Consider the following 12,541-nt stretch of genomic DNA (forward strand, 5'->3'; position numbering starts at 1 on the left):
GTGCTCTCTCCTAAAAGTTCAATGTCGCTTGATAACCAGTGTATTTACGAATGTTTATTACGCCAGTGTCAAGCATCCAATACTGACCCTTAATTCCCATCAAAGTACCTTCGATGAATGGCGTTTTTTCTGCATTAAGGCTGGTAATTTTGGTTGGGTATTCTAAAACTGGGTAGGTAAATTCGTGAGTTTCATTTTCATCGGATAAATCAGTGATGGACTGCAACCCAAACTCATGTTGCAAGGAATCCAAACCTTCATAAAGTCGATCAATTAAACGCTCTTGTTCTTGCTCAAGATCCATCTCAATGGATGATCCTTTGAGCATATTGCGCCAATTAGTTTTATCCGCTACTTGGGTTTTAAATAAGGCTTCGACTAAGCCTGACATTCTACGGTTTTGTACTCTAAACAAAGCCCTAGCTTGTGTCGCCCCTTGGTCAATCCATCGCGTAGGTAATTGATCACCTCGAGTGATGCCTACTTTTAAAGCTGATGAATTAGCCAAATAAACATAATGGCTTTGCATGCAATACTGCTCTGCCCACTCAGGCTCTCGGCAGGTTCCTAAGTGAAAGTGACACTTTTCTGGACTCATAATGCAAGTGTCGCAAGCGGCCAATTTCCGAAAGCAATTAAAGCAAAAACCTTGGCTAAACGATTTCTTTGTTACCTTGCCGCAATTAACGCAATGAATTGTTCCATCAAGATGCAAAGAGACTTTTTTGCCCAGCAGGTCATTAACCAACACACTATCATTCCCCAGATTCAGATGGTAATAAACTTGGCCATCATTAACCTCAGTAGACATTTTTTTAAGATTGCCCTGCAACATCAATCTTGTCCCTCAGGACCATCGCCAACCCATTTAATGGTGTCTTGTTCTTTAGCAGGGTCTTTTTTACCGACGTTTTTATGACCTGTGGTGTCGATGTAACCAACACGATCTTTCTCTTCTTTATTGCTGTAGTCATAAGTTATAACAGCTTGAAGACATAATTCTGTTTGATCAGGCGTCAATCTCACACCATTGGGCCATTTACCAAGTTCTACTGCTTGCTTCAGTCTGACGTACACTTCAGGCGACATATTGTCGATCATTTCTTTAAAATTCATTTTTCGTATCTCCCCGCGTTCAAGCAGGCTATTGTTAAAGTCTGATAAGTAAAATTCTATAAATTGAAATACAGCAAAAGGCTAGTCTAACTAACTTTGACGGTGTTTTGTCGCGAGCCAGTAAACAACTCCAAGCACTAATCCCGACAGCAAACCAATGGTATGAGCTGTATTGGCAATACTACCTAGCCCTAACATTTCAGGAAAAGGCGTATAACCGATGCCCAGCCAAACCACAAAAAACACCATCAATTGTTTGCTGATAATGATTGGCCAGCGCTTGCTTAAAATAGGCAACAGCCAAGCAAAACCAATTAAACCGTACACCACACCAGATAAACCACCAAACAAAGGGTAACCACTTATCTGATACTGTAAAACGTTACTTAGTACAGCGATGATGACAACACCAACACTCCAAACGACCGATCCTAGAATACGCTCTAATTTACCGCCAATATCCCAGATCCATAAGGTGTTAAAAACAATATGGAGCACACTAAAATGCAATAGTGCTGGAGTAAAAAAACGCCAATACTCACCTTTAGAGAAGACTTCAGCTAAATCATAAAAGTAAATATGCCCATTTTTAATATCAAATGGACTGATAGAAAAGTAGCCAACTGTCTTGATATCTGCACCAAGTTGAGTAATTACTGCCACCAGCAAAGTTAACAATAATAAGATTGTCGTTACTGGCGATAGTTTGAGCTGAGAAAAAATCCCAGCTCTAGAGGTGGTTCTAACTACAGAAGAAGTTGTTTTGGCTTGCTGCAACAACGCTGGATCGTCTTTCCAAATCGACATAAGTTGTTCGACTGCGGGTAATTGGCTTGGATCCAACAACCACAATTCATTATGACCATCTTTGAAAATAATTTGGTGTGCCACTTTATGGTGCCACAAGGCTTCGGTTAACCCTTTAGGGTCTTCTGTTTCTTTGAACTGATAGACAAAATACATGGAGCCCCTAAAGAGGATATATTTATAAAATGATTAAAAATTTAACTATAACCCACCTGTTTAAGGTCGGTAACTTGACTGCCAACCTAACTTGTCACGACACACGTTATAAAAATCATGATTTTTAGGGTGTATTAGTCGAATTCCACCGGCTTTTTTAGTGATGTGGATCTCATCACCTGGTGCTGCTGTAATATTAAGCTGGCCATCACAACTGACGCTTGGGTAAGTAAGGTTAGATTCACACACTACGATGCGGATTCTTGCATTTGCATCAATCACGATAGGTCGATTACTTAATGTGTGTGGATGCATCGGCACCAAAACTAAGGCATCTAATTTAGGCAGCATAATCGGGCCACCAGCTGAGAGCGCGTAAGCCGTTGAGCCGGTCGGCGTAGCGACGATCAAACCATCTGATTTTTGATTCATCACAAACTGATCGTCTATAAATAGATCAAAACGAATCATTCGAGCAGACTTACCAGGGTGAAGAACTAAATCATTGAGCGCAATACCTTCGCCACTGGGACGATTTTGGCGCTTGATTTTCGCTTCAATCATAAAGCGCTTTTCTTCATGGTATTCACCACGAAAAATAGGGTCTAATTCTTCTTGAAGATTGTGTGGAGAGATATCGGTTAGAAAACCCAACGTACCTCGGTTGATACCAAGTACAGGAATATCGTAATTACATATTGCTCTAGCAGCACCAAGGAAACTACCGTCACCTCCGACTACCATGACCATATCACAGTGATCACCTAACTCTTTTAATGCTGATGATGCGACTTTTACACCCGGCATCATAGTCGCTAACTGGTCTTCAAGCACCGGCGCAATGTCTTTTTCTTGAAGATACTCCATCAGTTTCTTAACCGTATCAAGAATCTGAGGTTTATCTAATCGAGCAATAATACCAACACGTCTAAAAAGACTCATGTGTCATTCTCTTCCCGTCTATCGATCTAAACAAATCAACCCACTAATATATTTATAACGGTTTTTATTTTTCATGTGGGTTTTACATAAGTTGGGCAACTTTAACATGAAGACGCTAACTATCGCCATCTCGTTAAGAGCACGCATAGGGATTAGTATCTTTTGAATATCCTCGCCAGCCTTGCAAACCGCCCGTATGGATAAATAATGTACGGTGATATGGCCACGCACCCTCTTTCATTGCATTAAAAATAGCAAACATGCTTTTACTTGTATAAACAGGATCAAGCGGGTAGTTAGGATTTACTTGTGCAAACTCTCTCATAAAGATGATTAAGGCAGGACTGTGTTTGGCGTAACCACCTTCATGACAATCGGAGTGAAAAAACAATTTTGCATCTAAGCTCTCTTTCGACATTGACTCAGCTGCTAGCTGACTTGCTAAGTCTAAAATTAAACTTCTTTGAGCGGGCTCACCTTTTAATGCACTGAATACATGTAAATCAGGCGTATTGATATTAGACAATAACCCTGCAGCGGTTGTCCCTGTTCCAGACGAGACAACCCAAGCATCGTATTTATTATCAATAGTACTAATGTCGTTCGCCCAATCATGGCAGCCCATAGCGCCAAGGTCTCCACCACCCCCCTCAGGAACCCAGTAGACATTATCGTGGTGTTTGTTTATTTCACTCACTATTTGTGAATCCATTCCAAGTCGATAATCGGATCTTAAAGAAGGCCATAACTCAACAGCATCTTCGACCATATCTCTTAAAGTAGGAGTCAATTGAGGCTGTAATTCTCCCCGAACAACAGCAACCGCTTTAAAAGACAAAGCTCTAAGTGTCATCCCAAAAGCATGAAGATGATTCGAAAAAGGTCCACCAAAGGTCGCGATGACAGAGGCGTTTTGTTTTTCGGCTGCTTTAAGGTGATGTTGCAGCTTATGCCATTTATTTCCCGGTGCGTTAGGGTGCTCAAGATCACCACGGTAAATGTCTAATTCATATTGAAACTTGGGTGATTGCTGGCAAGCTGGTGGCAAAGTGATTGGCTGAATAAAAGACACAAATGAACCTAGTTACGGTAAATGGAAATTCTTTGCATAATAACATGAGTTTTTAGAGGGGTATCACACACTTTTTCAACTCAGAAAAATCACTTTCTTAGTCGTTTATTTGTTAAAATCTGCGCACTCATCATTTGTGGAGATGAACCATGATTCCAAAGCTTTCTGAAGTCTCACCGATTCAGGCTAAATACCTTTCTTTCATCGAACGCCTGAAAGCTTCAGGATTCTCAGGAGACACCAATCCTGATTACGCCAATCGCGTTGTTCTGTCGACCGATAACTCAATTTATCAAGTATTGCCTCAAGGAGTTATCTTCCCTAAGAATACCCAAGATATTCAGTTGTTGGTGCAGTTATCCAACCAAGAAGAATTTTACGATATCGTGTTAAGCCCTAGAGGCGGTGGAACAGGTACCAACGGTCAGTCGCTGACGGATGGATTAGTGATTGATCTATCCAAGCATATGAACCGTATTTTGGAAATTAATGCCGAGGAAGGCTGGGCTCGTGTTGAAGCTGGTGTGGTAAAAGACCAGCTAAATAAAGCCATCAAACCCCATGGTTTGTTTTTCGCACCAGAATTATCAACCAGCAATCGTGCCACCATTGGCGGCATGATCAATACCGATGCAAGCGGACAGGGCTCGGTAATGTATGGAAAAACGCGAGACCACGTTCTTTCACTCAAAACCGTATTGTTAGATGGGCATCTATTAGAATCTTCTCCTATTGATAACGAGACACTTACTAACATCCAAAGCGGTAGCGATTATTCTGCCCACGCTCACCGTGTTGTTGATAACATTCAGAAAAGCAAAGCCCAACAAATTAAAGAAACCTTCCCTGAACTTAACCGCTGTTTAACCGGCTATGATTTGGCTCACATTCGCACAGAGGATGGCCAGTTCAATATGAACTCGGTGCTCTGCGGATCAGAAGGCACGTTAGGTTTTATTGTCGAAGCCAAAGTTAATCTTTTAGCCATTCCGACGTATGCAGCCTTAGTGAATATTCGTTATGACAGTTTTGAAGGTTCACTTCGTCATGCTCGTGAACTTCTGGCTGCTAAACCAACCTCTATCGAAACCGTTGACTCGAAAGTTTTAGGCCTTGCTAAAGGTGACATCATTTGGAATTCTGTTTCCAAGTTTTTTCCAGAAAATACTGGGGAAAACATTCAAGGTATAAATCTAGTCGAATACACAGGTAATGATGAACAAGAAGTCGCCGATAAAATTAAAGTCCTCACCGATAAGCTCGATACTTTAGCCAAACAAGGTGGTAGCAGTGCTTTGGGTTACACCATCGCAATGGGTCATGACAACGTTAATAAACTTTGGGCGATGCGTAAGAAATCCGTTGGTCTGCTCGGTAACGCTAAGGGAGAAAAACGTCCTATTCCCTTCGTCGAAGATACTGCTGTTCCACCAGAAAATCTTGCAGACTTCATTATGGAATTTCGCGCCGTTCTAGACAGCTACAACGTGCAATATGGCATGTTCGGACACGTAGATGCAGGTGTATTACATGTTCGCCCTGCTCTTGATCTTAAGGATGAGTCTCAAGAGCCGATGATTAGAGAAATCACCGACAAGGTAGTTGCCCTCACTCAGAAATACAACGGCTTACTGTGGGGCGAGCATGGTAAAGGTGTTCGCTCTGAATACGCCCCAGCTTTTTTTGGTGAACTTTACCCAAGTGTTCAACAAGTGAAAGGCGCTTTCGATCCAAGAAATCAATTAAATCCTGGAAAAATTGCTACACCATTTGAACTCGGTGCTGATTTATTAAAAATCGATGCGGTACCTTTGCGTGGTCAATTTGATCGTCAGATTCCGCTTCAAAACCGCGATCAGTTTCAGGAAGGCATGTATTGCAACGGCAACGGCGCCTGCTATAACTTTGATCCAAATGATGCTATGTGCCCTTCCTGGAAAGGCACCCGAGATCGCCGTCATTCGCCAAAAGGTCGTGCCTCATTAATGCGTGAATGGCTACGTGGAATGAGCCAGCAAGGCGTTGATACGGTTAAAGCAAGCAAAGACGCCAAAGATAGCAACTTTCTTTTCAGCTTCTTGCCAAGGCTTAAAAACACGTTAGCGAAACGTCGCGGAGACTATGATTTCTCCAACGAAGTTCATGAATCTATGATGGGCTGCTTGGCGTGTAAATCTTGTGTCGGCCAATGCCCAATTAAAGTCGATGTCCCAGAATTCAGGGCAAAATTTTTAGAGCTTTACTACAGCCGTTACCTGCGACCTGCCAAAGATTATCTTATCGGCTCGCTAGAATTCATGATGCCAACCATGGCGATATTTCCGCAGCCATACAATTGGTTGGTGAGCCGTAGTTGGGGGAATCACTTCAGTAGCAAGTACATAGGTTTGGCCGACAACCCCAAACTGAGCAAGCTCAATCTGAAAAAAGAAATGTCGCGTCGTGGCATTCGCTTAGCTACACCATTGGCCATTGAAGCCTTAAGTCCAAAAGACAGAACGCGCGCCGTTATTGTGGTGCAAGATGCTTTCACCAGTTACTTTGAAACCGAATTGGTACTAGACACTATGGAAACTCTAAGTCGTCTAGGCTTCCAAGCTTATCTCGCGCCTTACATGCCTAATGGCAAACCCTTACATGTACATGGTTTCATGAAAGCTTTTAACCGAACTGCTCGAAAGAACTTAGACATGCTGCAAAGCTTAGCATTTTATGGCTTACCATTTATCGGTATTGACCCTTCTATGACGCTTACTTATCGATCGGAATACACCAAAGCCTTTAGCGATAGTCGTCAAATACCGAACATCCAGTTGATGCAAGAATGGTTGATGAAAAAAAGTGCACATCTCATTAAGCAGCCTTTGATGTGTGATAACTCAACTTACCACCTAATGACGCATTGCACAGAAAAAACCAATGCTGCAGCATCAATTCAAGATTGGCAAAAAGTGTACAGCATTTTAGGTCTGGAACTAAAAGTCGAAAACGTCGGTTGTTGTGGCATGGCGGGGACTTATGGTCATGAAACCGCCAATAAAGAAACCTCGAAAACCATTTATGACTTGTCTTGGAAAGAAAAAGTAACCGACCCTGGCTTACTCGGAAAGCTAGTGGCAACAGGCTACTCTTGCCGTAGCCAAGCAAAGCGTTTTGATGATGTTGCCATTCCTCATCCAGTGCAGGCAATCTTGAAGCATCTCCGAGAAGCACGAGTCGAGTAGTTTTAAACGCTTAAAGCTTATCAATAAGGCTCGGTTATTCGAGCCTTATCTATTTTTATTGAAGGAACACTATGTTATTACATGACAGCGCAGATGAACTTGGCCCAATTCGCATTTTTGATGATGGTCAATACCGCATCCTATCTTTTGCTGAAGGTGATGAGCAAAGTCGTATCCGCCTTTCTACTCCACATATTTTGCAGCACGAATACACTCAAGCCATGATGCTACCTTTACTATTCTGTGAGCCAAAACGAGTGTGCATCTTAGGATTGGGCGGCGGCACTTTACTTAACGCGCTTCACCACACGGTTCCTGCAATTCATATCACAGCTGTTGAACTACGCCAAGAAGTGCTGGATGCGGCTGAAATGTATTTCAAATTACCTAGAGGCAAGCGCATCAGCTTGGAAGTCGCCAATGGGATTGATTACATGGCAGCAGGCCTAGCTAAGAAAGTCGATTTACTAATGACAGATCTTTATAACACAGAGGGAATGGATCGCTCGGTTCTTCAAGCAAGCTTTATTGAAAACTGTGCAAAAAATATCAAAGAAGATGGTTGGTTAGCTTTAAATTGTTGGATTGATCAGAAGAGTAACCATGAACTCACCACAGTGATTAAGCAGCACTTTAACGATGTCAGAGCCTTGGATACGGGAAGTGGTAACTGGGTGATCATTGCAGGCAAAAGAATGAACAATAATAACGCCAAAGAATTAAAAGCAGCAGCGCAAAAGCTAAGTGATAAAATGGGTTTTCAACTAACCAAATGGCTATCTAGGTTGTCAGAAATTTAATTCCACTTAGCCCATTCTCTGAAAACAAAAATGCCGCTTGTCTTTTTATAAGAATAAGCGGCATTTTTCATTACAGGTTTATTTTAAGTTGGATATCTACTAACTACCTAGCACACTATCCACTAAGGCTTTCGCCTCGCTTTCGAGTTCAGCAAGATGATCTTCTGAAATAAAGCTCTCTAAATAGATTTTATAAACATTTTCCGTGCCAGATGGTCTAGCCGCAAACCAGCCATTTTCAGTAGAAACTTTCAAACCACCAATAGCGGCATCATTGCCCGGTGCATGCGTTAATACAGACACAATCGTTTCACCAGCCAATTGCGTTTGCGTAACATCTTTTGCATCTAACGCCCCCAATAAAGCTTTTTGAGCTGTCGTTGCCGCTACATCGATACGCTTGTAAAAAGGCTTACCATATTTAGCAACTTGCGCTTCATAAAGTGTCTGCGGATCGTTACCTGTTACAGCTAAGATCTCGGCAGCAAGCAAAGCCATTATGAATCCATCTTTATCTGTGGTCCACACACTCGCATCTTTACGCAGGAAAGATGCTCCCGCGCTTTCTTCGCCGCCAAACGCCATAGTGCCTTCGTATAAACCTTCTACATACCACTTAAAACCAACTGGCACTTCACACAACTTACGACCAAGTCCTGCTACCACCCGATCAATCATGCCGCTGGAAACGAGCGTTTTGCCAAACTGAATATCTTGAGACCATTGCTTTCTGTGTTGTGATAAGTACTCAATTGCAACCGCTAGATACGCATTTGGATTCATTAACCCAAAGCCAGCACATACAATGCCGTGACGGTCATAATCAGGATCATTACCCACTGCAATATCAAAGTCATCTTTCAACTTTAACAATCCTTTCATGGAATACGGTGAAGAACAATCCATGCGGATACGACCATCTTTATCAAGCGGCACAAAACGGAAGGTTGGATCGACTTCTTTATTAACAACGGTAATGTCTAAACCATATTTTTTTGCAATGGGTTCCCAATAATGAATGCCTGAGCCGCCCATAGGATCAACACCAATGCGAATCTTCGCATCAGCGATGGCTTTCATATCAATGACATTTTCAAGATCATTCACATAATGATTAATATAGTCAAAAGGCTCTATTAAACCGCTGCTTTCTACTTCTTCTAACGAAAAACGCTTTACGCCATGTAGATTTTTTTCCAGCAAAGCGTTCGCTCTTTTTGCTACCCAGTCGGTAATATCTTTGTCTGCTGGGCCACCTTTACTGGAATTATATTTAATACCGCCGTCTTCCGGCGGATTATGAGAAGGCGTAATAACAATGCCATCACTAGTGTCTGTTTCTATCTTGTTGTGTGTTAATACTGCGTGAGAAATAACCGGCGTTGGCGTGTAACCGCCATTCAGCTGGGTACGAACTCTCACACCATTAGCGGTGAGCACGCTCACTGTTGTTTGAAAAGCAGCTTCAGACAAAGCATGTGTGTCTTTACCTAAGTATAACGGACCAAAGATATTCTGAGATTGGCGGTATTCGGCAATAGCCTGAGCAATGGCTAAGATATGATTTTCATTAAAACTGGTTAATAAGGCACTACCACGATGACCTGATGTACCAAAGCTGACTCGTTCATCCGGGTGAGTAGTAACTCGAGGCTTTTTTAGATAATAAGCCGACATAAGTTCAGGGAGATTTACAAGTAAATCGTGAGAAGCAAGCTGCCCTGCTTGAGGATGAATTGCCATATTTTAAATGCCCTATTAAGTCATTGAAACCGATGCAATTAGTCTCTCTTATAATCGCATCTGTTTCAATGACTTAACTTAGGTATTACTAAACTTAGACAATTTATTCAAGTATCGAAAAGAATGAGTAATTAACGCTTACGTAGTATTAAGCTCCCTATCGAATAACCTGCGCCAAACGAACAGATCACACCAATATCACCTGCAGTTAGGTCTTCATGGTACTTAGCAAAAGCAATAATAGAGCCAGCAGAAGCGGTATTTGCATATTCATCAAGAACCACAGGCGCTTCTTCGAGTGTCGCATCGCGACCGAGCAATCGTTTACTGATTAACAAATTCATATTGATATTAGCTTGATGTAACCACCAACGTTTTAGTTGTGACACTTGAATACCCTGGCTCTTCAAATGATTTTCAATATGATCTGCTGCCATCGGGCAAACTTCCTTGAAAACTTTTCTACCATTCTGATGAAACAACATATCTGCCGAATAAGGGTCTTCATCAGTGACGCGTGTCGTATAGCCAAAGTTAGAGCGTATATTATTCGAGTAGGAAGTAATACATTTGCTACTTAGCACATCAAAAGAATGCGCTGACTGACAAGTTTCGCTGCTCTCAACCACCACTGCGGTTGCCACATCACCAAAGATAAAGTGCGAATCCCTATCCATGTAGTTAACTTGAGGAGATGTCAGTTCAGGGTTGATCACCAGCACGCCCTTTGAGGAGCCTGCTTTTATTGCATCAACAGCACGCTGCAAACCAAAAGTAGCGGCCGAGCACGCAACCAGCATATCAAAACCAAACCCCTCAATACCTAAAGCTGATTGCACCTCAATTGCGATAGCAGGATAAGAACGCTGCGTATAAGCACATGAAACAATCACCATATCTATATCGCTGGCTTTTTTATTTGCCGCTTCAAGGGCTTTTTTTGCAGCAGCGATAGCCATTTCCGCCTGATGGGAGATTTGTTCATCGTTGCGAATTTCAAGTATTGGGCGCATTCGATTGATATCTAATGCACCGTCTTTTGAATAAATATAGCGACTTTTTATACCGGATGCCTTTTCAATAAATGCAGCACTAGAAAGAGGCTTAGCTTCTATTTGACCTTTCTCAATAGCATCAGCGTTTTTGGCATTAAATTGCTCAGCCCACGCATTATAGCTATCTACCAGCTCCTCATTGCTAATGCTGTATGCGGGAGTCCAAAGACCAACTCCACTAATGACGACAGAAGAAATCATGGTTTTTATCCTTTTTCTTATTATTCAAAAAGTATCGATTTATCTTTTGTATCTATTGCTTTAAAGAGTATAGCTAGGATTGTGAAGTAGATTGCTTAGACAGTCTACAATTAGTAATAACAAGAGCCCAATATCATTCAAAATACTTATATCAAGGTGTGGCATTATTCGCTAGCTCGCACCATACTGCATAAAAGCGAGTGATTGTTTTAATAGAAGAAAATAGTATTTTATGAGATACATGAAATGCTTGAACAGATTCAGACTAAGCGAGCCTTTATGACAAATAACAATGCATTAATATTATCTGGCGGTGGCGCTCGTGCCGCCTATCAAGTGGGTGTTTTATCTGCTATGGGAAAGATGCGCCCTAAACATACACCTCTTCCCTTTCCCATATTATGTGGCACCTCTGCTGGTGCGTTAAATGCCACCATGCTAGCGTCTCATGCTGATAATTTTTCTAAAGCCGTATCCTCACTGGCTTTTGTTTGGCGTCACTTAACACCAGACCAAATATATACAGTCGGACGATGGCCAGTGGCTAGCTCACTAACAAAAACTCTATTATCACTTTTCCACCTTCATAATCACGATAACTCTATCGCACTGATGGATAACTCGCCGTTAAAAGAGCTACTCACCAATCATTTAGATTTTACGAGAATAAACACTGCAATTGATAAACATCAGTTAAAAGCGTTAGCTATTACTGCAATGAGTTACAGTACAGGAGAATCTACCACTTTTTTTCAAGGTACTCCTGAGTTACAGGCCTGGCAAGGAAATCGACGAAAAGGTGTGGCAGCAAACCTAGGGGTCGATCACCTATTAGCATCTAGCGCTATTCCAACAATATTTCCTGCCCATAAAATTCATAATCACTATTATGGCGATGGCGCTATACGCCAAAAATCTGCAATTTATCCTGCTCTTAAATTAGGTGCAGATAAGCTATTTATCATTGGCGTGAGTGGCAACCGAAGTGCAAAGAAGTGGGCAACACAGGAAAAAGACGTCGACACTAGTGCACCGAGTATGGCTCAAATTCTCGGACAACTATTAAATAGCGCATTCATCGACAATCTTGAAGACGATATCTATCAATTAGAAATCATGAATAGTCTTATTCGCGATCTTCCAAAAGACAAACAAGCCAATCACCAAAACCTCCCTACGGAGACATTAATTATTTCTCCATCAGAAGAGCTAAATGAGATAGCTCATCATTACATAGCAACTTTACCTAAGAACATTAGAATTCTTTTAAAAGCCGCCGGAGGTTCAACAAGAGAAAAAATCAGTTCTGCAGCGAGTTATTTACTCTTCACACCACAGTATTGTCGAGCATTAATGGATTTAGGGTATCAAGATGCCATGTGGGAAAAAGATCGAATCATCGCGTTCTTTGAAAATAGCCATTAA

At 41.8% G+C, this 12,541-nt stretch carries 10 protein-coding genes; 3 read left to right on the top strand and 7 right to left on the bottom strand.

Features of this window, described 5'->3' with window-relative positions; translation table 11 throughout:
* Positions 1-10 precede the first annotated feature (10 nt).
* The 5 genes from B6N13_RS14850 to B6N13_RS14870 all read right to left on the bottom strand — a co-directional run bounded on the left by B6N13_RS14850 (position 11) and on the right by B6N13_RS14870 (position 4,093).
* On the bottom strand, positions 11-835 hold the full coding sequence (locus tag B6N13_RS14850; protein WP_169459817.1) for a DUF2797 domain-containing protein: 825 nt from the start codon (positions 833-835) through the stop codon (positions 11-13).
* Positions 835-1,116 (bottom strand): DUF1315 family protein, encoded by a 282-nt coding sequence (locus tag B6N13_RS14855; RefSeq protein WP_012069866.1) that lies wholly within the window; start codon positions 1,114-1,116, stop codon positions 835-837. Before B6N13_RS14855 ends, B6N13_RS14850 begins: the two co-directional genes overlap by 1 nt.
* A 90-nt stretch (positions 1,117-1,206) precedes the next feature.
* The gene (locus B6N13_RS14860) at positions 1,207-2,079 is read right to left on the bottom strand and encodes a rhomboid family intramembrane serine protease (protein WP_169459818.1); all 873 of its coding nucleotides are present in this window, start codon (positions 2,077-2,079) and stop codon (positions 1,207-1,209) included.
* A gap of 60 nt (positions 2,080-2,139) precedes the next feature.
* The gene (locus tag B6N13_RS14865) at positions 2,140-3,021 is read right to left on the bottom strand and encodes an NAD(+) kinase (protein ID WP_012069864.1); all 882 of its coding nucleotides are present in this window, start codon (positions 3,019-3,021) and stop codon (positions 2,140-2,142) included.
* A 133-nt stretch (positions 3,022-3,154) separates the two neighbouring features.
* Positions 3,155-4,093 carry a cysteine desulfhydrase gene (locus B6N13_RS14870; protein ID WP_169459819.1) on the bottom strand — a complete coding sequence of 313 codons (939 nt, stop codon included), beginning with the start codon at positions 4,091-4,093 and terminating at the stop codon, positions 3,155-3,157.
* Between the two features lie 149 nt (positions 4,094-4,242).
* Between B6N13_RS14870 and B6N13_RS14875 the strand changes: the two genes are divergently transcribed.
* On the top strand, positions 4,243-7,317 hold the full coding sequence (locus B6N13_RS14875) for an FAD-binding and (Fe-S)-binding domain-containing protein (RefSeq protein WP_169459820.1): 3,075 nt from the start codon (positions 4,243-4,245) through the stop codon (positions 7,315-7,317).
* Between the two features lie 71 nt (positions 7,318-7,388).
* Positions 7,389-8,117, top strand: coding sequence for a spermidine synthase (locus tag B6N13_RS14880; protein WP_169459821.1), 729 nt, complete (start codon positions 7,389-7,391; stop codon positions 8,115-8,117).
* 99 nt (positions 8,118-8,216) lie between these two features.
* Here B6N13_RS14880 and pgm read toward each other — a convergent pair whose 3' ends face one another.
* On the bottom strand, positions 8,217-9,860 hold the full coding sequence (gene pgm, locus B6N13_RS14885) for a phosphoglucomutase (alpha-D-glucose-1,6-bisphosphate-dependent) (RefSeq protein ID WP_169459822.1): 1,644 nt from the start codon (positions 9,858-9,860) through the stop codon (positions 8,217-8,219).
* A gap of 131 nt (positions 9,861-9,991) precedes the next feature.
* Positions 9,992-11,116, bottom strand: a complete 1,125-nt coding sequence (locus tag B6N13_RS14890; protein ID WP_012069859.1) for a beta-ketoacyl-ACP synthase III — start codon at positions 11,114-11,116, stop codon at positions 9,992-9,994.
* A gap of 279 nt (positions 11,117-11,395) precedes the next feature.
* Between B6N13_RS14890 and B6N13_RS14895 the strand changes: the two genes are divergently transcribed.
* A complete protein-coding gene (locus tag B6N13_RS14895) occupies positions 11,396-12,541 on the top strand; it encodes a patatin-like phospholipase family protein (RefSeq protein ID WP_157035969.1) in 1,146 nt (381 codons plus the stop codon).

This window comes from Marinomonas sp. UCMA 3892 (assembly GCF_012726345.1).
GTDB lineage: Bacteria > Pseudomonadota > Gammaproteobacteria > Pseudomonadales > Marinomonadaceae > Marinomonas.

Excerpts from the sequence above, each read along its gene's own strand:
- B6N13_RS14850 (WP_169459817.1), bottom strand. The coding sequence starts at position 835 with ATGTTGCAGGGCAATCTTAAAAAAATGTCTACTGAGGTTAATGATGGC.
- B6N13_RS14855 (WP_012069866.1), bottom strand. The coding sequence starts at position 1,116 with ATGAATTTTAAAGAAATGATCGACAATATGTCGCCTGAAGTGTACGTC.
- B6N13_RS14860 (WP_169459818.1), bottom strand. The coding sequence starts at position 2,079 with ATGTATTTTGTCTATCAGTTCAAAGAAACAGAAGACCCTAAAGGGTTA.
- B6N13_RS14865 (WP_012069864.1), bottom strand. The coding sequence starts at position 3,021 with ATGAGTCTTTTTAGACGTGTTGGTATTATTGCTCGATTAGATAAACCT.
- B6N13_RS14875 (WP_169459820.1), top strand. The coding sequence starts at position 4,243 with ATGATTCCAAAGCTTTCTGAAGTCTCACCGATTCAGGCTAAATACCTT.
- B6N13_RS14880 (WP_169459821.1), top strand. The coding sequence starts at position 7,389 with ATGTTATTACATGACAGCGCAGATGAACTTGGCCCAATTCGCATTTTT.
- pgm (WP_169459822.1), bottom strand. The coding sequence starts at position 9,860 with ATGGCAATTCATCCTCAAGCAGGGCAGCTTGCTTCTCACGATTTACTT.
- B6N13_RS14890 (WP_012069859.1), bottom strand. The coding sequence starts at position 11,116 with ATGATTTCTTCTGTCGTCATTAGTGGAGTTGGTCTTTGGACTCCCGCA.
- B6N13_RS14895 (WP_157035969.1), top strand. The coding sequence starts at position 11,396 with ATGACAAATAACAATGCATTAATATTATCTGGCGGTGGCGCTCGTGCC.